The sequence below is a fragment of the Sulfurospirillum halorespirans DSM 13726 genome (assembly GCF_001723605.1).
In the GTDB taxonomy this organism is placed as follows: Bacteria; Campylobacterota; Campylobacteria; order Campylobacterales; family Sulfurospirillaceae; genus Sulfurospirillum; species Sulfurospirillum halorespirans.
In genome coordinates this window covers 43,288-65,564 of the sequence record NZ_CP017111.1, presented here as the reverse complement: position 1 = coordinate 65,564, position 22,277 = coordinate 43,288, and the positions used below count along the sequence as shown (strand labels likewise).

18 protein-coding genes are annotated in these 22,277 nt (G+C 37.6%); 7 read left to right on the top strand and 11 right to left on the bottom strand.

Going from position 1 to position 22,277, the window contains the following annotated elements; all coding sequences use genetic code 11:
• Nucleotides 1–10: 10 nt before the first annotated feature.
• The 7 genes from SHALO_RS00290 to SHALO_RS00260 all read right to left on the bottom strand — a co-directional run bounded on the left by SHALO_RS00290 (nt 11) and on the right by SHALO_RS00260 (nt 11,307).
• The gene (locus tag SHALO_RS00290) at nt 11–1,906 is read right to left on the bottom strand and encodes an AIPR family protein (RefSeq protein WP_069476869.1); all 1,896 of its coding nucleotides are present in this window, start codon (nt 1,904–1,906) and stop codon (nt 11–13) included.
• On the bottom strand, nt 1,899–2,879 hold the full coding sequence (locus SHALO_RS00285) for a PD-(D/E)XK motif protein (protein ID WP_069476868.1): 981 nt from the start codon (nt 2,877–2,879) through the stop codon (nt 1,899–1,901). Before SHALO_RS00285 ends, SHALO_RS00290 begins: the two co-directional genes overlap by 8 nt.
• Nucleotides 2,876–5,944 carry a Z1 domain-containing protein gene (locus SHALO_RS00280; protein WP_069476867.1) on the bottom strand — a complete coding sequence of 1,023 codons (3,069 nt, stop codon included), beginning with the start codon at nt 5,942–5,944 and terminating at the stop codon, nt 2,876–2,878. The genes SHALO_RS00285 and SHALO_RS00280 overlap by 4 nt, the downstream gene beginning before the upstream one ends.
• Complete coding sequence (locus SHALO_RS00275; RefSeq protein ID WP_202968806.1) at nt 5,937–7,355, bottom strand: ATP-binding protein; 1,419 nt, start codon at nt 7,353–7,355, stop codon at nt 5,937–5,939. Before SHALO_RS00275 ends, SHALO_RS00280 begins: the two co-directional genes overlap by 8 nt.
• 255 nt (nt 7,356–7,610) lie before the next feature.
• On the bottom strand, nt 7,611–8,708 hold the full coding sequence (locus SHALO_RS00270) for a tyrosine-type recombinase/integrase (protein ID WP_069476865.1): 1,098 nt from the start codon (nt 8,706–8,708) through the stop codon (nt 7,611–7,613).
• Between the two features lie 248 nt (nt 8,709–8,956).
• On the bottom strand, nt 8,957–11,020 hold the full coding sequence (locus tag SHALO_RS00265) for a molybdopterin oxidoreductase family protein (protein ID WP_069476864.1): 2,064 nt from the start codon (nt 11,018–11,020) through the stop codon (nt 8,957–8,959).
• A gap of 2 nt (nt 11,021–11,022) precedes the next feature.
• Nucleotides 11,023–11,307: a hypothetical protein gene (locus SHALO_RS00260; protein WP_069476863.1), complete on the bottom strand. Its 285-nt coding sequence runs from the start codon at nt 11,305–11,307 to the stop codon at nt 11,023–11,025.
• Between the two features lie 64 nt (nt 11,308–11,371).
• Between SHALO_RS00260 and SHALO_RS00255 the strand changes: the two genes are divergently transcribed.
• Both SHALO_RS00255 and SHALO_RS00250 read left to right on the top strand, forming a co-directional pair.
• Entirely contained in the window at nt 11,372–12,658 is a 1,287-nt protein-coding gene (locus tag SHALO_RS00255) for an NAD(P)/FAD-dependent oxidoreductase (protein WP_069476862.1), read from the top strand.
• A complete protein-coding gene (locus SHALO_RS00250; protein ID WP_069476861.1) occupies nt 12,655–13,221 on the top strand; it encodes a YqiA/YcfP family alpha/beta fold hydrolase in 567 nt (188 codons plus the stop codon). The genes SHALO_RS00255 and SHALO_RS00250 overlap by 4 nt, the downstream gene beginning before the upstream one ends.
• Here the strand turns inward: SHALO_RS00250 and SHALO_RS00245 are convergent.
• The 3 genes from SHALO_RS00245 to SHALO_RS00235 are packed head-to-tail and all read right to left on the bottom strand — an operon-like array spanning nt 13,184 to nt 15,349.
• Nucleotides 13,184–14,083 carry a DMT family transporter gene (locus tag SHALO_RS00245; RefSeq protein ID WP_069476860.1) on the bottom strand — a complete coding sequence of 300 codons (900 nt, stop codon included), beginning with the start codon at nt 14,081–14,083 and terminating at the stop codon, nt 13,184–13,186. The two genes, SHALO_RS00250 and SHALO_RS00245, sit on opposite strands and share 38 nt — an antisense overlap.
• Before the next feature lie 37 nt (nt 14,084–14,120).
• Complete coding sequence (locus tag SHALO_RS00240) at nt 14,121–15,008, bottom strand: AraC family transcriptional regulator (RefSeq protein WP_238585261.1); 888 nt, start codon at nt 15,006–15,008, stop codon at nt 14,121–14,123.
• On the bottom strand, nt 14,948–15,349 hold the full coding sequence (locus tag SHALO_RS00235; RefSeq protein ID WP_069476858.1) for a hypothetical protein: 402 nt from the start codon (nt 15,347–15,349) through the stop codon (nt 14,948–14,950). The genes SHALO_RS00240 and SHALO_RS00235 overlap by 61 nt, the downstream gene beginning before the upstream one ends.
• A 136-nt stretch (nt 15,350–15,485) precedes the next feature.
• On the opposite strand from SHALO_RS00235, the gene amrA reads away from it, so the two are divergent.
• The 5 genes from amrA (at nt 15,486) to SHALO_RS00210 (ending at nt 21,348) form a co-directional block, all read left to right on the top strand.
• Entirely contained in the window at nt 15,486–16,028 is a 543-nt protein-coding gene (gene amrA / locus SHALO_RS00230; RefSeq protein ID WP_069476857.1) for an AmmeMemoRadiSam system protein A, read from the top strand.
• Nucleotides 16,028–17,020, top strand: a complete 993-nt coding sequence (amrS, locus tag SHALO_RS00225; RefSeq protein ID WP_069476856.1) for an AmmeMemoRadiSam system radical SAM enzyme — start codon at nt 16,028–16,030, stop codon at nt 17,018–17,020. The genes amrA and amrS overlap by 1 nt, the downstream gene beginning before the upstream one ends.
• The gene (amrB, locus tag SHALO_RS00220; protein ID WP_069476855.1) at nt 17,013–17,807 is read left to right on the top strand and encodes an AmmeMemoRadiSam system protein B; all 795 of its coding nucleotides are present in this window, start codon (nt 17,013–17,015) and stop codon (nt 17,805–17,807) included. The genes amrS and amrB overlap by 8 nt, the downstream gene beginning before the upstream one ends.
• Before the next feature lie 119 nt (nt 17,808–17,926).
• Nucleotides 17,927–20,617, top strand: a complete 2,691-nt coding sequence (locus SHALO_RS00215) for a HEAT repeat domain-containing protein (RefSeq protein WP_069476854.1) — start codon at nt 17,927–17,929, stop codon at nt 20,615–20,617.
• 116 nt (nt 20,618–20,733) lie between these two features.
• A complete protein-coding gene (locus SHALO_RS00210) occupies nt 20,734–21,348 on the top strand; it encodes a class I SAM-dependent DNA methyltransferase (protein WP_069476853.1) in 615 nt (204 codons plus the stop codon).
• Between the two features lie 42 nt (nt 21,349–21,390).
• On the opposite strand, the gene SHALO_RS00205 is transcribed toward SHALO_RS00210, so the two are convergent.
• On the bottom strand, nt 21,391–22,236 hold the full coding sequence (locus SHALO_RS00205; RefSeq protein ID WP_069476852.1) for an AraC family transcriptional regulator: 846 nt from the start codon (nt 22,234–22,236) through the stop codon (nt 21,391–21,393).
• Nucleotides 22,237–22,277: the final 41 nt, after the last annotated feature.

Genomic DNA, 22,277 nt, shown 5'->3' with positions numbered 1-22,277 from the left:
CAATTATCCACTATCCTCTTTTATCTTGTATTATATATTTCGACATAAGTATTTTATTCTTATCTTCTGACATAAAAAAATCAATCTCTTGACAATGTTTTATACTATTCCATAACTCTATTCTTTTTGAATATTCACCTAAGTCGTCACTTAATGAATACTTCTTAATTAGAGCATTTACTAATTTCATTAAATTCCACAAAAAGACAGATAGATTTTCATCCACGCCTTCATCTTTCCATATTTTTTGAAAATTAAAGTAATTCTTGTGCGTATCAGTATAGATATAAAGAACCGATAAAGAATATGGAATTACAGCTGATCTGATTTGACCAATAGCGCTATTTCTTGTTCCATAAATTAGCTCCATTTCTTTAAATAAAATAACCTTTGCTATTAAAGCTTCATAATAATCTCTATCTATGGTTGGTGGTTTCTTTCCATTATCTTCATCAGGGCTAAGGTGCTCTATAAAATTTCTAAAAATTCGTTCTCCACCTTTTTTCACTAAGTAAGGCTCTTCACCCCATGCGCAATAATATTTTCCAAGTTGTTCTTTAGTAAATCTTCTTTCACTAGGGAAATCTTTTAAAATCTTATTTTTATTGCTTCGTTCCTTTCTCAAAAGAGTATTAAATTCGCCCTTGGATCTTTCAAAAAACCATTTTCTACTTTTTGGAGTCAATATACTTTCACTTAATTTTTTAATTTTAAGAAGTTGAGAGTTTCTTGATTTTAGATCAACATTTGATACTTTTGATTGGGCATTTGAATATTTACTGATATTATCAATAAGCTGTTCGAGATCTTTTTCATTTGTCTGTTTTGCGACATTGATCTTCGCCATAACATAAACTTTACTAACATCTAGTCCATCTTTTTTTGAAAAATAAATTGTTGCTGTCGTCTGCCCACCGTTTACAATCTGAAAATCAGTTAACGATGCAATATATAACTTATGTTTATTCTCAAACGTTTTTATATCTGTTGCTGTAATGGTCAGACCATTGTTATATGCTATAAATTTTTCAGGCTCTTTTCGTATAGTTTCTTTTATTCCCTTGTTAACTCCCCTAAAATCGAGAAAAGATCTAACATTCTTTTCTAAAAGCCTACTACTATACTGCCTATATAAATCTGCAATAATATCTGCTTTTAATACACAAAGATATGAAACAAAACTTTCGTTTTCTGCAGCTTTAATAGCCTCAAGGCCATAGTTAAAGGTCTTTTCAAAATCAATGGTCAATACTTCTCTGTAGCCTTTTGAAACCATTACATTGAACAAAAAATTGAGGTCTATAAGCTTCTTGAGTATTAAAACCTCTTTTTTCTTTGCCTCTTCTTTACTCTTAAAAGCTCTGTTACATTTTTCTTCTTGAAAATAGATACTTCTTGGTTGTGTAGTTTTGCCTTGATTTGAAATAGCCACAGTTAAAGATATAAGAAAAATTTCAATAACATCAATTTCATTAAATCCTTCAAGAGACTCAAGTTTTGAGGCTAATACTTTTGCTTTATCAGAATCTTGGATGGAATTAAACAACTGACTATTAAAAGCTTTTTTTATCAGCTTCTCAACACGTTTGAATTGATTGTCATAATCAGCTTTTTGCAAAATCAATAATTCCTCTGTATTTGATGTTTCATCAATAGTACTTTCATCAATAATAAATAATTGTAACCGCTCTCCAGAATTACTTATATTATACGCATTTAGTTTTTGACCATTCGATTGATCATGAAAGTAAGAGTCATTAAAATCTTCAGAATCAATTAATTTCGCATCTAGCATTGAAGGTAGAACCTGAGATAACAAATTGCTTTGTACAATAAAGCCATCTTCGTCTTTTGAATCTTCCAGTAAATCTGATCGAAAATTTAAACGTTCTTCAATATCATTCATCAAAAAATTTCCTTTTTGAAACTAAAAAATCATTTAAATAATCTAGATATAAAGTATATTGAATATTCCCTACTGCCTTTGGCGTATTACTTTTTGTAAGCTTTGGAAACGATTCATCTAAACAGTCGTATATTGCGATTTCCATTACCTCAAACTGAAAGTTATCATAAATACGTATATTCTGAGTGGTAATATTTTTTTGCAATAGAGCAGCTAAAATAATTGAAAAATCTCCCATCTTGTTGATTATAATATCTTTGACAAGATCCAATAACCTACTCAAAGATCTAGCATTTTCGGAATTAGTTTCAACAGATATTACATGTAACTCTAATCCTTTTTTTAATTCATACTCCAACTGATATTCACTCGAAATTTTTACAGAATTTTTTATAGTTTCTTTCGTTTTTACTTCAATATTTTTATTTTCTAATACAAAATCATGTCCGCTATCGTACGGTCCTTTCCATGACATCAATATATCATTTAAATGAGAAGAATTACATTCTTTTATTAATAAATATAAAATAAAAAGCTCACCATAAAGCCCTTTTATTATATCTAAGGAATGTTTTTCTACTTTTTTATCATCAAAAAATTCACTCCATTTGTAAAACATTGCTATAAAAATTTTAGAATACTTATCTACATCTGATAATTGATATATATGCTGATAAATTGAAATAATCAAGTCATCAAATAAATCTTCAAATGCTTTATCAGTTAATTCCAAAACAATAAAATTTGTATCCTTAAAAAAGTACAGTGTTAAGTTTTGTTTTATCGATTTTTGGAAATCTACATTATAGTTCTTAGGTATCTCCAATAAAAGACATTTATTCAACGAAGAGTTTAATCCAATACTCATTTCAGGAATTGAAATACCACTGTCTATACGATTAAATTCAAATTCGCTTTTCCCAGAGTATTGAATATTTTTCCATATGTTTTGCAATTCGTTAGATTGAATCATCCTTCGAGTTCCTCTTTTAACTCGTTATATTCTTCATCTTCGTTATATTCTTCATCTATATCTTTATGAAATAAACTTTCTAAATATGTTCCACCAATATTACTATCAATTTTAGGTATCCCAATAGCATATCCTATTAGAGGAATATTCATATCTATTGATTTTTTTAATTCATCCAATTCGGCAATATGACCATTTTCATCTGAAAAAATTGATTCTAAATCCATTAGATAAATAAGTAAAATACCTTCTTCATCACTCATCATCCTTCTAAATATTTTTTCAGGGACACTCGTTTGTTTCACTTTTTCTTCTAATGTTATATCACTAATATTTGGATATTTATCCTTTAAATCTTTTCGAAGTTGGTCTTTAAATTTTTGGTTAGCTTGCTTTATCTGAGTATCATTTAGGCGTATCTGCATATCTTGACCACCACCTAAAATGTTAGAAGATCCACCACCAGCCGCAAATATATGTTCATTCTTGAGCATGTCGTGCCATTTCTTAGAAGTTGAACTTTTCCTTTCTGCTTTATGAATATCAATTGGTAAGCCTGATACATTACCTTTTAAGACTTTACCTCTACCTGTTACTTTAATAACCACCGACCATTTATTTAATTTATTCTCTTTTGAACAAAGTTTTATATATTCTTTTATTCCAGATAAATCATCGTTTCTTTCATAAAAACTATTTGGTAAATTTAAAAAATCGAGTAGCTTATTGATAGCTTTAGGTTGGTATTCCAAAAACTCGGGCTTATTTTCTTCATTATATTTAATTTCAAAGTGAATGTCTGGCGAAGAAATATGTGATACAAAAGCTTCCCAAGCCTCATTGATTTTCTTGTTATCAATATGAAATTTTGTGAATTGCTTCAAATGGTCCGAATATGACCATTTAATTTCTTTAGCATTCTTTAATATATCACCCCTTGTGATCTGAATCACTCCAGGGTGACTTAATACTCGTAATGCAAAATTTGCAGGTGTATTATTCGGATCTCGATTCATTTCAATAAATTTGTCTTCGAGATCTTCAATAGTTGCTGTTGTTTGATCAAATTTTTCTATTCCATCTTGAGTTACGAACACCTTACAACAATCTATGTAACCAGGGCGATAGCCAAACCATCTTCCCATTTGTAGTAATGTATCAGAAAAGTTTGTATTACGTATAAAATAATTTATTGTTAAGCCTTCGAGTGTAAAACCCCTAGATAGTCTATTCCCCCCTATAGCAATATACTTTTTTGGTTTATCCTCTGGATAATCCAATTTATCTTTTGTTTCACTATTGATGGCTTTTACTTCAATATCACTGATTGCTTTATAGAGTAATGGTTTAATATCATGAAATGTTCTTGGAGTTAAAAAATCATCCTCATAATCATCTGGTAAATATGTTCTAATATTTTCCATAATATAAGCATAATATTTATTCCAAATTTTTTCAAAATCTACATAAATTCCTTTTTTATCAGAGGGAGAATCATTCTCTAAAGCACTTTTAAGTTCATTAACATACTTATCTACATTTTCTTTTGTACGAGTTTGCCACGGTGTAAATCTGGATATATGAATCAACATCGTATTATGTGGTTGAAAAAGTTTTGATTGAAACATCTCTTTTTCTCTGCTAGTTCTGATTGCCGTAGAGATTACAAAACATTTTATCGCGTCTTTTAGAGAATCCGAAAGTTGATTTTTTTTTGGAAATTTATCGTCCTTTCTAGTTGCTCTAGTACCTTTGCCTGTTTCTTTTGTGGGTAGCATATCATTAGTTGTTATACGGTGCGGGAAATACTCCAAATAATCATTGATAACGGGAGGAATTAATGGATCGATTTTTTTAATCTTATTTAAACGGGTTTCAAAAAAATGTTTCGCTCCAATATAATTATCTGGAGGAAAAAGTAACTCTATAAAATCTTTTGGGAATAAGCTTCCTTCTTGTTCAAATGATTTAATTTCACCATTGTCTTTTATTTCCAACTTTTCTTTTGGTTTCTCATTTCTATCTTGTAATACATTGGCAAAAGGAGTAGCCGTATAGCCCAAATATGTTTTTTTATTAAATAATGCAAGTAATGCCCGTATTTGACCATTGATAACAGAAGCATACTCAATACCTTTATGTCCGAGATTGTTTAAGGAAGCATTATCTGCTTCATCATCAATAATCAAAAAGGGAATATCGATTTTATCTTTGTTCTCATTTAAATATTTATCCAACCAGAGTAAGAGGTTTTTAAGCACACCTGTATTCTTTTTACATACCAAAATATTTTTATGATTTAAATCGAAATCTGCTTCTTTCATATTTTTCTTAAAATCAGTTTTGGCTGATGTTGGAATACAAACTTGATTTACTTCTGGATGACTGCCCCTTGTTCCAAATGAAGAAACTTTGCCTACACCATTCCATTCTCCACCTATATTGGTGCCAACTACTTCTTTTTCAATTCTCTTTTGGGTCTGCTCCCGTAAATCTTCCATAATGCCTGATAAAACAATTATTAGATCATATCCTACATCTAAAGCACTATTTATAACTGCATTAAAATTTGCCGTTTTACCAGATTGCACACTTCCAACTACCAATCCTCTTGTGAAATATGGATTTTCTGAATGTGGATCACCTAATTTTTTAATTATTTCCTCACTTGATCTAGCTGTTTCTTGAATATATAATTCAGATCTCTCCAAATTCTTTAAATATTTTAAATATCTGGCTCTGTAAGTAATTATTTCATCATGATTCCACCCAAGACTTTTGATACGATCATCTGTTAACCATTTTTGATTTTTTGTTTCTTTTGTACTAAGCGATACACTTGGGGTCATGCCCTGTTTATTACGATGTTTTGCTTCTTTTATTGCTATTGCATATAAATCATCAAACTTATCATCACTAAAAAAAGGAGTGCTTTGTCTAACTTGAGCTTTAAGCTCTTCAGAGCTGAAAAATTGAAATGTCAAAACTTTGTTTTCTTTTAATCTTTTATCTACTTCTATATCAATAAACGTATTAATCAAGTCAATATAAGTTCTGTTAGTCATTTAATGCCTTTAATATATGATCAGGGTAAGAATTAATTTGATAGCCTAAAGTTGGTAAAATTTCTTTTTTAATTATTGATGATTTAATACCATGAGCTTTTAAGCTTTTTATGGTTTCCAGTAACTCTTCTTCTGAAAAGTTGTTTTCATTTTCTAGGCTTAAAAAAACTCTATCTTCATGAGTCTGTCTTATCTGATTAATTTGCGTATTAATTATTTTGACAAATGCTTTTAATTGTGCTTTGCCAGATATCGTGAGCTCATCATTTAATATTTTAAATATAGGAAATTTATCATTTATCTCAAGAAGTATACCTTTGTTAGATGGTCTTCTTATAAATGGACTTATTGATTTCTCTGTTTGTTTTGGATATGTTTTTGTTGTACGATTATAGAACTCTTTGATGGCTTCTTGTGTTAAATCATTTATATAATTTTCAAATGCATCTTTTAACTCATGAGGTACAATGACTTGTGATTTCGCAACATTCAAATGAAGTAAATGATCGACACTGTTTCCAATTTCTACTCTTAGTCTAGCTAGTTGCAGTCTTGAAGCTTTCTTTATTAAACCATTCCATCCACCAAATAGAATAATCCGATTAGCCCTATAGATATAGATTCCTTCCATATCTTGCAAACTTCTATGTTTTGTAGCCCATATAGATTGATTGCTCTCTTTTGTCTCTTCAATACTTCTAGAAGGTAATACAAAACCTTCCAGTTTAATCGCATCAGAACCAAATTTCTTTTGTTTGAATTCGACTGCTCTAAAATCATTTTCATCGATCGGAAACGGATTAAATGGCTTAATAAGAGTATTATTTACACGAATTTGAAGTCTTTTTCTTTTCTTTTCCATAAAGCGATGAAAAACAAGTGACAAGTGGTCTGTAGTTACTTCCGTTATCTCCCGGTTTAGAGCTTTACGTCTGTTTTCTTCTTCCAAATACTCTTCAAATTTATATAAACCATACCAGACGACTATTACGTTTGGAATATAGTCGTCAAAGGTATTATAATGTTCATTACTTTGAACTTTATAATTATAAAGAATATTTTCTATCTCTTTTTCTGAATTAACCACAATCCGCCATTTATTGTCTTCCTTCAATACATTCAGATCCCATGTTCTTCCAGAAAACTTCTCCGTACCTTTCAGCCTAGAAATAACTGTAAATTTTCTTGTTTGTGAGAAAGAAGCTGTTTTCATACCTAAGCCAAAACGTCCTAGATCAGATTTCTGGCGAATTTCATCCGGTGAATTACTGGGAAAGTGCATACAAGCTTTTAAGGTTTCTTCAGCCATCCCATTTCCGTCATCTGCCAGAAATAAGGTAAATGGCTCTCGATCAGTTTTAATTAATATTTCTATTCTTTGCGCATCCGCAGATATAGAGTTATCAATCAAATCGGCAAGTGCCGATTCTAAACTATAGCCTTGCTCTGCAATAGATTTTATTAAGAATTCAGGATTAGGAGTTACATCTTCATAGCTTATTGGAGTACCCTCGAATTGACATTCAGACCTATAGAAAGAAATTCTACAATAATTCAGAGATTAAATAATACAAATATTGATAAAATATATTAAATTAATTTCATATTATACTTTATTGAGAATATTTTCTAAATAGATCTTGGAAACTTAATATCTTAATGTTTTTTATGCAAGTAATTTTAAGACAAATTCTTTTCCACTCTCTGGGCTCAATTTTGCATAGCGTAGAGTAGTCTTTATGTCCTGATGATTCATCAGCTTTTGAATCGTAAATATTGGTGTTCCTTGAATTGCTAGCAAGCTTGCAAATGTATGTCTCAAGGTATGAATGACAACTCGATTTTTTCTATCGTTTTTGTCTAAATCTGCGTTAAAGAGATCTGCGAAAATATTTGATAATTGTCTTCTGAGTGTACGTACCGGCATTGTGATCAACTTATCGTTTGGTTTTAGATCCTTACAGTATTCATTTACATAACTTGTGAGATCATCATTGATAAATCCACGATACGAAGAGGCGTTTTTATGATCCTTTAGCGTAATTATTTTATTGGTGAAGTCAATATCTTTTTTGCATATACTTAAGATCGTCTCTAATCGCCCTCCAGTGCTCAAACTCAATCGCACGAATAATCTTAGTACGGGTTCATCATCAACGGCCTCTAAAAGGCTCTGGCACTCTTCTTTTGTCAAATATCGATCTCGAGCATTATCGACTTTCAATTGCTTGAGCTTTTTTGTGGGATTTTGAATAGTTGTCGATAGTTTATTTTCAATCGCATAATTGATGATTGCATTTAATAGGTTAATTGTGAAGTTAATCGTGGCTGCTGCGTACTCTTTTTTCACCAGGCTCTCTTGCAATCCTCTGACTTCCTCAAGACCGATCAAATCAATATCCATCTTCCCAAGTACTGGCATGATCCAATTATTGTATTTTGATTGAGTATGAGCATTATCTTTATTTTGCATCTCACGTTCTTTGAAAAACTTTTCAGCCGCAAGATCTAACGTGATAATATTCCTTTTCTTTTTGATAGCTATTGTCGGAAGATCTTCACCTAAGCGTTGCTTTGTAACAATCTCATTACGCTTTTGATTGCAGTAATTTGCACGTACACCTTCGCTTTCTTTACCAACCTTCGTTTCAACTGTTTTATTATGAGTGTCTTTAAAAACGATATAATATGTCTTATCAGGCTTACCATTCGTGATAGCTTCACGATAAAAAACACCTTGATATTTAGTTTTGATGCGGCTCATTATTCCAACCTATTTCCAACATAAATTTATATTTTATTGGAATAATAACATATTATTGGAAATTGATAAAGTTATCTTAAAGCCTAAAATATGCTATTTTGATGATTATTTTACAAAATGTATAATATAGAAAATTTATGCCTTTTAAATCCCTCTCTCCCGGCCACTTCATACTAAAATCCCTACACTACAAACTTTATTTAACTACTTTTTTTAAAGTAGCCAACGAGTAGCTACTTTAATCTAACTCAAACGTTTATAATTTCCACTTTTATCGACTTAAATGCTGCTGTTAAGATGAGTTCATCACATCTATCACCAAAAAGATTATTGATTTTTGACTTGGCGTGATGAAAGGTACAGAAAAGTGTTTTAGGTTGCACTTTATCGGTAAACTTGACGGTGAGTGGAGCGCTTTGCCCAAACTCGGTTTTGAGTATGACTTTTTCACTGGTAAAATCTGCCGCGTCATCTTCATGTACCAAAAGAATAGTCTCATCATAACGTTTATTGAGCTTCTCACAACGGCTAGTTTGCGAAGCATTGTTATACTGAGCTAAGGTTCTTCCAGTGGTGAGATGATAGCCTGTGAGTCTTTTCTCCTGTATCTCTTGCACCATGCCACGAAGCTGATACGGGTGGTAATGAAACTCGCCATAGCCATCTTCGGTTCGGAAGTCGAGTTGATGCAAGATCGGTGTATCTTCGGTGTGTACAGGCCATTGAAGTCCACGAACGCGGTGACGTTCAAGTCTATTGTAACTCGCCCCTGAAAAACGTCGGTAAGCCACTTCGCGTACTTCATCCCAAATCTGTTTGGAATCTTCATAAGTGTAGTTTCCGCCCATTTTGTTATCGAGCAATTTGATCACTTCCCAGTCATCAGGCAAATCAGACTTCACAAGCGGTTGTGAGAGGTGAAGGCGACGCATCGCGTTGACATAGACACCCGTTTTTTCATAGGCTGATTTCACGCCGATGACAATGTCGGCTCGATTGGCGATTTCGGTCATGAAAAGCTCTTGAACCATGATGAATTCTACGTTATCAAGCGCACGGTTTACTTTGTTGCTGTTGGGGTGAACATGCGTGAGATCTTCTCCCATATTGAGGATTGCTTTAATGCGACCTTCTAGCATCTCATCGACCAGCTGTGGCGTCATCAACCCTATCTCTTTGGGTGTTTGATAATCGGGGTCGTAGTAAGGCAGCATGCCCATATCGCATGCCCCTTGGACATTGTTTTGTCCACGAAGTGGCATCAGTCCTGCACCTTGCTTACCGATGTTTCCTGTCATAAGGGCTAAATGCGTGATCGCCATCACCGCATACGAACCATCGATGTGTTCGGTAATGCCTAATCCCCAGAAAATCATCGACCGTTTGAGTGCGTATTCACGCGCGACTTTTGGGATAAGTTTACTTAAGTTTTCATAGCCTTCAATGTGCTCAAAATACTTTGGATTGGCATAAGGGTCATTGAGAATTTTTGCTTTAAACGATTCAAAGCCTTTGGTGCGATCTGAGAGAAAATGCTCATTGTAAAGCTCTTCGGTGATGATGACATACGCCATCATATTTAAAACCAGCAAATTCGCTTCATGCGGGATGATGCCTTTGTATTTGGCGAAGCGATGCAAGGTGATTTCCCTGACATCAAACACGGCTAAGTTATCGTGTTTGCCCGCTACATCGACAATGCGGTTGGAAATAATCGGATGTGCTTCGGTGGTGTTAGAGCCAAAAACGATCATAAATTCAGCGTTGTAGATGTCATTGTAAGGATTGGTCGCAGCACCTTCACCGATGGTCGTGCGCATGCCTTTAAGGCTTGGAGAGTGGCAAATGCGTGCACAGTTATCGACATGCGGAGAGTTTAGCGTATGACGGGTGAATTTTTGAAGCAGGTACGAACTTTCACACGAAGTTCGCGCCCCTCCGATGGAGCAGACACTGGTTCGTCCATACTTTGCTTGAATCTCTTGAAGTTTCATCGCTGCCGCCGTGGTTGCTGCATTCAAAGTAGTTTCAACCCATGTCTCATCCAACTCTTTTACATGTAAAGCGATCGCTTCGTAAATGGTGGGGTTTTGCGCCAAAAAACGTTTGCGAATACGTGGAATTCTGAGACGATCGGGAGCATCGACAAACTCAAAGCCGTATTTGCCTTTAACACACAAATTGCCTTCTGAAACCACCCCTTCAGGATGTGCGAAAATGCTTTGAATTTTATTGTCTTTGACATTCGCAGCGATGTCACACCCCACACCGCAATAGGTACAAACGCTATCTATGACTTCAACGTGTTCCATGTTTATTCACCTTTGGTATAGAAAAAATCTCCATGAACGGACTCATTTTTGATCTTTTTAGTTGCACTTGCTTTGAGTGCATCGTAACGTGTTGCGTCTATTTTTTGCTCGCTCATCAGCGCCTCTTTGTCTTTGCCAAGTGCTTCAGCATTTAGCACTTCGCACTCTTTTTTGGTCAATCTTTTTTTGAGAAGCAGTGCTAATTCTTCATCGTTTTTTGTTATTGTTCGCGACTCACCCATCACCATCTGAATGATTTTTCGTGCTTCCAATTCTTGTAATTTCATGGTAACCTCTTATAAGTAATTGCGCGTATTATAGCCTAACGAATCTTTTGCTATACTCTTTTCCATGGAAAAAAACAGACTCAACTCACATTATGATGTCATCATCGTAGGCTCAGGACCCGCAGGGCTAGGTGCAGCGTTTAAGCTTGCTGAAAACACGCAACACTCCATTTTACTGATCGAAAAAAAGAAGATAAGCTCAGGAGGCTTGCGCAACGACTGCAAGCAAAACTACACGTATCCTGTGGGTTTTCCGTGTGAGCATTGGAGCAAAGAAGAGGCGGATGAGTTGCTCAAAGAGGTCGCTTCTCATCTAAACCCTACGATTGAAGCAAAAATTAACATTGAAAAATACGCGGCACGTGCGAAAAAAATTGGGGTTGAAATCCTCAGTATCGACCAAGCGCATGTGGGAACTGACAAATCCTCAGAGCTGATTGGGAACTTGATTGATGCGCTCAAAGTCTTACATGTAAACGTTGCACTTAAAACAGAAGTGCACAGCATTCACGCCAAGAAGAAAACCATCTCGCTTGAAGATGGCACATATATCTCCTTTAATCACCTCATTTTAGCCCCTGGCCGTGCCGATTATGATTGGTTGCAAGAGCAGATGGACACACTTGGTGTGCCCTACAGTGACAATATCGTGGACATTGGCGTTCGGATCGAAACCAAAGAGGAAAATTACCCCATCGTGCGGGATTATTATGACCCTAAGATTCTCTTTCCTGGGAAGGTGCGCACCTTTTGTACCAACTCAGGGTGTGCACACATCGTGCGTGAAAAATACAAAGGCTACTACTCAGTCAATGGTCATTCGCTCTCGCGTGAAAATGAACGCAACAATTTGGTCAATTTTGCGATGCTCAAAACCATTCGCCTCACCGAGCCCGTGGTCAGCGGTCAGCAGTTTGGAAAGATTTTGGGCGAGATGGTGATGCAACTCAGCGGAGGCTCTGTCATCATGCAACGGGTGGGGGATTTTCGCATGGGAGCACGCTCTAAGGCGGAGACGTTTAACAACGATTTGTACGACTTTGAACCCACCTTGAAAAGTGCGGTTGCAGGGGATTTGTCTTTGTGTATGCCCGCAAAAATCTTACGAGACATCTGGAAATCGCTCAAGATGCTTGACACCATCATCCCCGGCGTCCTTCACCCTTCAACCATCATTTATTACCCCGAAATTAAAACCTACTCGAATAAACCAGCGTTTATTGATAAACACTTTTGTGTCAAAGAGGGCTACTACATCATCGGAGACGGAGCAGGAACCAGCAGAGGCATCACCGCCGCGTGGGCTTCAGGCATTCGCGCCGCACACGGTATTATAAAGGAGAACATATGATTATCTACATTCACGGATTTGGTTCCAGTGGCGAGGCAAGTAAAGCAAAACTGCTTCGTGCGTATTGCCAAGAAAAGGGCATTGCTTTCATTGCGCCATCGTTGCCAACGATTCCTGATCTTGCGATTAACACGCTTAGTGAACTGATCGAATCGTATCAAGAGCCAGTGTATCTTATGGGCTCATCCCTTGGTGGTTATTATGCGCTCTACTTGAGCGATAAATACAACCTCAAAGCCGTGCTGATTAACCCTGCGGTGAATGCGTCTGAAACGCTTGAGCGCGCCATTGGACATGGGGTTAATTACTACGATAACAGCACGTACGAATGGAATGAGTCACATCTTGAGATGCTTGAAAGCTATGAAATCGAAGAGCCAAATCTTGAAAATATTTTACTCTTACTTCAAAAAGGTGATGAGGTCTTAGACTACGAAGAGGCGCTTGATTTTTTAGAGGGAGCAAAGATGGTTGTCGAAGAAGGTGGCAATCACAGCTTTGAAGGGCTGGATCGCCATTTTACAACTATTCAACGCTTTTTCGGCGTCGCTTTAAAATTGTAATATTATTGAGCATTTTGACCGCAAAAAGCGTTAAAACTGTTCCTAGTATGATAAAAAGATCCACTTTCTCGTCTAAGAAAATGGCGCTCAGTCCAATGGCGGAAAACGGTACCAAAAAGACAAAAGAACTCACCTCGGCTGCGCCTAATTTTTCAATGCCTAGGAAGAAAATGGTATTGGCAAAGGTGGAAGCGGCGAGGGAGATCAACAGTATGTTAATCCAAAAAATGCCATCAAACGTCTCAAATGGCAAAGTACTCACATCCACAAACAAAACCCAATCCAGCACAACGGACATAATGTACATGTAAAACGTAAAAACAATCGGCGAAATCTTCGTTGATTTGGAGCTGATAATCGTCAAAACCGCCCACAAAAAAGCAGCGATAATAAAATAGAGATTTTGAATCAGCAAAATGTGCGCGAGATCAAACGTCCAAATATGCAACATCGTCAAAACACCCACAGCCCCTAAACCAAGGGCAAACAAATCTTTAGAACTCACCTTTTTAACCCCCATCAAAGCGAGTAAAACAAAGGTTAAGATGGGAATCATTGTGGTCACCATCGCACCACCCAAGGAAGCGGTACCAAACTTCGTTCCAAGGTAATAGTATTTGTTATAAAAGATCAACGCAAGGGCGACTAAGACGACCAACCCAAAGCTTTTGAGGTCAATTTTGAATGAATGTTTCAGCCAAATAATGATGGGAACCATCGTAATGGCGGTGATGCCAAAGCGCAAAAAGATCATCTCATACGCACTGATATAATGCCCTAAAATTTTCACGTTCACCCACGAACCACCCCATGCAAGCATCGCGATGAAGAGTAAAAAAAAGAAAAGATTTTTATGTGCCATAGCCAACTCCTTGGCGCAAAGTTTACCCTTTTTAAACTCAGGTGTATAGAATAAAATTGCTTTTTTGAAGCAGTGTTTTGGGTGAATAGCCGTAAATTTTGCGAAACGTGCGGATGAAATGCGACTGGTCGCTAAAGCCTGCATGCAGTCCTGCAAGGCTTAATGATTCGCCTTCGAGTACGAGCGTTTTGGCTTTGCAGATGCGCTCCGCGATGATGTATTGGTGCGGGGTGAGCCCTGTATGGTTTTTAAAAAGCCTGAGAAAATGGTACTTGCTCACCTTTGCTGTTCCCGCAAGTGCGTCCAAACTAATGTCAGAAGCGATGTTGTCATGAATGTACTCCACAGCCATAGAGATCCCTTTGGAATCTTTACATGTAAAAGGATAAGGCGAGGTTTGATGCGCGTAATGCGCGATGAGATAGGAGAGTGCGTCGATGAGTTTGGACTCCAAAAGCAGTTCCGTTTCATTGGCATAAACGGCTTGAAAAAAGAGGAGTAATCGAGCGTAAAGTTCATCATCTTGGATGATGTGTTTCTCAAAAATCGGCATCTTTTTCTCGCCGTACATCTGCTCATACAGCGTGCTTAAAAGCTCAATACTGGGGTAAAAATTGGTGTATTGCCACGCGTGAGAATCCCCACCGTGAATTTCGCCAGGGTTAATGATGCGCGCCGAACGCTCATAGGCTTGGGTGATTTTATGCTCATGAAGCGACGTAAACATGCCATGGTGCGTTAGCCCAATCGTGTAAGTGTCGTGAAAGTGGCAAGAAAAACTACTGGTCGAATCGGCGATATTTTCAAACGCCGTGTCGCTGAGTAACGTGGTTTTCATGGCAAAAGTATAACGCAATTGTGCTTTTAATAGCGTGTAAATTTCACCGCTTGCGCTTTGCCTTCGATGCCGCTCAGTCGATTCCACGAGGCACCAAGTTTGGTGTAACGCACGTAAATGAGCGCGTCCGCACCCTTTTTCACCGCTTCCTCTTTGAGCTTGGTTTCTGCTTCCGTTTGGGTTGGCTCTTCGCCCCATGGGTTCAGTTTGGTCAGTGTCACGCTGACTTCACCAAGGCTGGTGTAAGGGCGATCGGTAATATCAAGATCGTACATTAAAACGGTACTTGGTAGTGCAATTTTGGCTTCTGTTACAACGGTGGGAGTGGGCGTTTCAGGGGCTTTTTGGCTCCAAAAATTATAATTAAAACTCATGCTACAGCCTGAAAAAAATGCAACACTCATCACGATGACCAACCACTGTTTCATCCATCACTCCTTAAAAATTATACGGTAGTCTAGCAAAACAGTGTTAATGTTTTACATGTAAACGAAATCCGTGCCTAAAAATAACGATAGCTATCAGCCATTTTATCCTATAATACTCCTCTGATAAGGAGTTACAATGCAAAACGTGATCCTAGCTATTGCAAAACAGGCCATCAAAGACGGCTTGGAGCACACTTCCACCATTGATACAAAAACGTTATTAGAACGCTACCCCGAATTTTCCAACCCCAAAGCGACGTTTGTGACGCTCACTCTTGATGGGCAGCTTCGTGGCTGCATCGGCTCACTCATCGCGCATCGTCCTTTTTTAGACGACCTGATCCACAACGCTAAAGCCGCCGCATTTGATGACCCGCGTTTTTATCCGCTGAGTTCGGAAGAGTTTTTACATGTAAGCATTGAAGTCTCGCTTTTGAGTGCGCCAAAAAGCGTTGAATACAGCGATACAACAGATCTCAAATCCAAAATCACCGTTGGGGAAGATGGCATCATTCTTCAAAAAGGAGCGCGAAAAGCGACCTTTTTACCCCAAGTTTGGGAGCAACTGCCTACGTTTGAGCTCTTTTTTTCCCATCTCTGCCAAAAAGCAGGGCTGGAGGCACATTGCGTAGAAAGCCATCCTGACATTTCACGTTATAGGGTTGAAAAGGTGAAATAATGAACTACTTTAAAGCGGAAGGTTCACGTCTGGTTTGTTTGCTCTGCGCGCATTACTGCCATCTTAAAGAGGGACAACGTGGCATCTGTGGTGTGAATCAAAACGTGGAAGGCACCATCAAAAATCTGGTTTACGGCTTTCCTGTGACGTTACATGTAGACCCCGTGGAGAAAAAACCACTCTACCATTTTTTGCCCGATACCAGAGCGCTTTCACTTGGAACCATCGGCTGTAACTTCGTCTGTCCTTTTTGTCAAAACTGGAGTATTTCCCAAGAAAAAACGTTACATGTAAAAGAGTTTATCGCCCCTGAGCAAATCATAGAGATGGCACTCAAATACGAATGTGCCTCCATCGCCTACACCTACAATGAACCGACCATTTTTTACCCATACGCCCACGACATCGCTCTTTTGGCGCATGAGAGGGGTATTAAAAACATCTTCGTTACCAATGGTTTTGAATCCCACGAAGTCATTGATGACATGAAAGGTATCATCGACGCGGCCAATGTCGATCTGAAATCGTTCAACCACGATTACTACAAAAAAGAGCTTGGAGGAGGGCTTGAAACGGTTTTGGAAAACCTCAAACAGTTTAAACGAAACGGCATCTGGATCGAAGTGACCACGCTGATCGTTCCATCCAAAAACGATTCAGACGCAGAGCTAGGCGCCATCGCTTCGTTTATCGCCAAAGAGTTGGGAGAAGAGACTCCGTGGCACATCAGCGCGTTTCATCCCGATTATCACGAACACTCCCTTTCCGCCACACCCATAGAGACGCTCAAACGCGCCGAAACACTCGGCAAAGCAGCAGGACTCAAACACATCTACATCGGCAATGCCGGACTTGAAAACCCAACACGGTGCGTTACATGTAACGCGGTTTTGATTAAGCGCTACCGCTTTGATGTGATGGAAAATCATCTGATCGAAGATGCGCGCTGTCCTACATGTAAAACCAAACTCGCAGGAGTTTTTGATGAATAAACATCGCAAATCAGCCGTCGCTGGCATGTTTTACCCCGATAATTGCAGTGAGATTAAACACTTTATAGACCATTTTACCAAAGCAATGCCTCCGTTGGAACTGGATGTCCTGCCTCGTGCACTCATCGTGCCCCATGCAGGCTACATTTACAGTGGCTACACCGCCAATCTTGCCTACCACTACACCGCTTCAAAACACGCTGACATCGAGCGTGTGGTCGTACTTGGACCTAGTCATCGCATCTACATTGCGGGTGCTTCCATCGCCTTGTTTGAGAGCTACCACACGCCGTGTGGCGAAATCGAAATAGACCTCGAACTCAGCCATGCGCTTGAAAAACAGTTCGCTTTTCTAAGCTTCAACCCGCTCGCACACGAAGAGCACTCCACTGAAGTGCAGATGCCCTTGATTCGCCACTACTTTAAACACGCCAAAGTCGTTGAGATCGTCTATGGCGACGTCACCTCTGGAGAACTCTCACGCTTGATCGATGCGCTACTCAATGATGAAAAAACACTTCTGGTCATCAGCACCGATCTGAGCCATTTTTACACCGAAGAGGAAGCCAATGCGCTTGATCAGGCTTGCATCAATGCCATCTCCCATCTTGATCTTCACGCCCTAACGCACGGCTGTGAAGCGTGTGGTATCACCGGTGTAAAAGCAATGGTGCAAAGTGCACTTACGCACAATTTTCAAGCCCATTTTTTAGACTATCGCACCAGTTTTGCGCGCAGTAACGATACGAGTCGCGTGGTCGGATACGCCTCGTTTATACTAGGATAAAAAATAAACGGTTAATTTTTTAAGTTACTAACATAACACAAAGGTCAGTTTTTATACACTAGCAAAAAAGCAAAACTGTATTTTCAAAAGCAACTTTTACATGTAAGAGGAAAAGAGCTATGCGTGATTTCATATTGCAAACAGTAGAACCTGATGCCATTCTTCAATTCAATAGATATATTGACGATGCATTGCAGCTCTTAGGAAAACGCTTTGTTATTACGTTAGAAAAACAAGAACAATGGGATGATTATGTGCGTAGGCTGGATCAGCTAAGCGAGAAAAATACTCTTTTAGCGTTAAAAATTATTGTAGCGATTGTGTATAGAGATGATTATTTATTGAGACATAGTAAAGAAAACATGATAGGGTTTTTGCTTAAGAAGCAGGAGGCATATTTTTTCAATCAAACTGTATCCGTAAAAGAGCGTATCGCTTTTGGTATGAAAGTTTTCAAAGAACATCCAAGTACTGTGGCGTATCAATTCAAGAACTACTTTACACAACCCCTAGAACAGTTGTTTATTGAACTAGCAACAGAAGACCCGCAGTATATTTTAGAGCAATTTGATGCTTTAAACGACAAGCCAAACAGAAGTTATATCTTCGATTTTTCAGAGCACAGACCTATAAGCATGCTCGAATTTGCAAGAAAATTAAAAGATATCAGACCTTTATTATTTGTGAACGCACTGTCTCATTTTTTAAGTTATTACAACAGTGATTGGCAAAAAGAAGAGGAGGTAGATTCTACAAAGATAAGAGACGTTTCTTTTGAACTTTACAATTTGATTGCCCAAAACATTTGTCCTGAAGGCACAGATATAGAAAAAAATTTGCAGCTACTGGTACGATTCTCATGCACAGATGAACCATGGTACGGTGATTTATGTACAAGACTTTGGCATATCGAAACACAAAAAAAAGAGATGAATAAAGAGTCATTAAAAAACTACTTTCTTATCGCTATTAATTGTGTAGAGAACAGTGAACTTACAGAAGCGGCTACCAAAAGATTTGCTTTATGGAGTGAGTCGTATCAAACATTTGATATGACAAATCAGAAGCTCTTTACAGAACATATTAGCCAAATTAGTGAACTGATTAAAGATGCATTACAAGATACACATTCGCAAATGCGGAACATCTCTTTCCCCATTACAATAGAGCGGAAAATACTTGATGATTTGCCAGAATTATGCTGGAATATGACCGAATGGATTTATGAAAGAGATAAAAAGTTCTATTTTCAGATGCATTGTGTGAACTTTGGTTTTGCTAGTAGTAAAATTGAAAAATTTGAAAAGCGAACAAAACAGATGATTGATATTTTTATTGAGCGGTTTACTGAGTTAATGAAAACAGATATTGATGCATCAACAGAAATTTTAGGCATTTTGTTGAAAAAAAGTAGTTTTCGCTATAAAGGGCATATAGACACGATACTAAACCATATTTATTTTTTGTTAGAAGAAATTGCTCCGCAACGCGCTAAGGAAGAAATTGATAAAGTACTTGCAGATGAAGAAGAATATAATAGGCATTACGACAGAGGAGGACCGTATTATTGGACGCCTGAACGTGCTGTGATGGATAGTGCAGCACCCGAAGAATTGCTACGAAAATTAAGTAACTCTCAAAATAATGAGAGAAGAAAAGAGATTGCGACCAACAAAAATACACCGCCAGATGTGTTGGAACAGCTATGTCAAGATGAGTATCCAGAAGTTCGCAATAGAGCAATAAACAATAAGAGTTTGACAATCCATATATTGGAAAAATTGAGTAAAGATGAAAATATTGAAGTTCGTGCAAGAGTTGCATTGAATGGTAATATGCCCGTTTATCTATTGGAGCAATTAAGTCAAGATGAAAATGCAAGAGTTCGCTCAAAAGTAGCTTCCAATATAAATACACCGATAGAGACATTTATTAAGCTAAGCGAAGATAGTGAAGTTATGAATTTGGGAGAACATAACCCAGTATATCAAGCATTACGTGATGATCGAGCTTCAGAAAAACTACTTAGGAATTTAAGTGCTTCAAAAAATGATGAAATAAAAAAAATTATAGCGTGTCACATGAAAACACCGCCAGATATACTAGAGCAGCTATGCCAAAGTGAAAATGTAAAAGTTCGAATCTCAGTTGCAAAAAATAAGAACACTCCAGCTAATGCATTAAAACTATTAAGTTGGGATAAAAATGCAGATATTCAAGCAAGCGTAAGTGTAAACCCTAATACAGACATAGAAGTATTAAGGAGGCTAGTAAATGAAAATAATAATTGGTCTTCTATCGCTGATAACCCAAATATTTCTCAAGATATCATAATACGACTTTCAAAAAGTGATGACTATAGCATAAGAAGCTCTATTGCACAGAATTTAAAAACATCTTCGGAAATATTAAGAGAACTTTCCAAAGACCCTGCTCCACATGTAAGGACAAGTGTTGCCAAAAACAACAATACTCCAGAAGATATATTAAATATATTAAGTACAGACCATGGAGAAACTACAAAAAAGTTTAGAAATGAAGAAAGAATAAAAATAGGTGAATTTCAAAGATCTTTATTACGTCAACTATGGGATAACTTTAATACTATAAATCTATTGACTAAGGTGTTTTATCACGGTACAGATCAAAATGAAAGATTTGAATATCATGGAAAAGAGATTCGCAAAAAAGTAGCTACAAATAAAAATACGTCTTTAAAAACACTAAAAAACATGCTATATGATGATGACTCATCAATTGTGGAGCTCGTAGAAAGAGTATTAAAAAATAGAGAAAAAGATTCTAAGTAAAAGAGGCAGTTTCGTTTGAAGTTAAGTAGACCAAAAAGCACTATGTAGTTTTTGAGGTTAATTTTCTTCCTCATATACCTGTGTTATACTTTTTCATCTCCTTGAAAAGGCTACTTATGCAACCCAAAAAAGACTATTTTCATGAAAAATCAAAACTATATGAAAACGAAGCTGCACGCACGAACAATGTCAAAAACATTGGCGAAGCTATTTTAGAGAGACTCACGTATGATAAAACAACAACCCATGTGATGGATTTTGGCTCAGGTACAGGGCTTTTAACGGAGCAGATCGCTCCCTTTGTGCGCAAAATGACAACGATAGATATTTCCCCATCGATGAATGAAGCGCTTCGTGCCAAAAAAGAGCAACTGGATTGTGAGCTGAACATGTTAGAGCTTGACTTGGTCAGTAGCGAGCTGGATGAGAACTTTGATGGCATCATCTCTTCGATGACGATTCACCATGTCGAAGATGTGCAAGCCCTCTTTCACAAATTTCACCGCTTACTCAACCGTGGAGGTACCCTTGCTCTGGCGGATTTGGATAAAGAAGACGGTACTTTCCACACCGAAGATATGGGCGTGTTTCACTTTGGTTTTGACCAAGAGGAGTTTGCGACTTGGGCTCAAAATGCAGGATTTGAGGATGTCTCTATCGAAATTGTCAGCGTGGCGAAAAAACCTTATGGAGATTACCCTATCTTTTTATTGACAGGGCGCAAACGCTAGGGATTTTCTACGCAAAAAATCTTTACATGTAAAAACGTTTTTCTAAACAATCGGCACATAAATCTCAGTACGCAAGTTCTCAGGTTTCGTGCGTCTTGGGTCGCGGTTGAGGTACTTCTCAAACAAAGGTGCATCGCGAAGCCCAACCCCCTCACTCACCACCCAATCCATAATCTGAGCGTAGGTCGCCTTTAGGTTTTCATACGCCCCTTTGTGCAAAAACATGGCACATTTACCACCATCCAGCACCTTTTTAAAGACTTCGCCTTTGAGCTCAATACTCTCATCCTCACACGTAATGCACGCATCGTAACGCAGTAAATTTTGTTCGACCAAACTTGGGTTATCGTGCCCAACACCAAAGTGCATCGTCGCTTTGCCCATAATATTTTTATGCAACTTCATCTTTTGCTCATACGCAAACACCATCAAGGTATTCCACGCCTCGCATGAAGAGGTTTCATATGCACCCGTTTTTCGCACATAAAAAACACTCAAAGGCTTAAACTCGACAATAGTAGGTTTTAGCATAACCACTCCTTTTTTCGCTTTGAGCATCGTCGCATACGCACGTGGACTCATGCCAAAACGGTTTTTAAACGCTTTGCTAAAAGAAGCATTGGTTTCAAACCCACACGAGAGTGCTACATCGGTGATCTTAGGCTCAGTTTTGAGCTTCCACGCCGAATAAACCAGCCTCACCCGAGCAATAAAATCGCCGATGTTTTCTCTCGTAACAGCTTTGAAAATACGATGAAAATGGTACTTTGAAAACCCAGCCACCTTGGCTAACTCTTCAAGGCTAAGCTCTTTGTCTGCATTCTGCTCGATGTAAAAAACAACTTTATACACCAAGCGAACGTAATCCTCTCGCGTACTCTCTTTCATCGAACCTCTTTTGCTTTGCGTTTAGGGTATTGTAGAAAAAT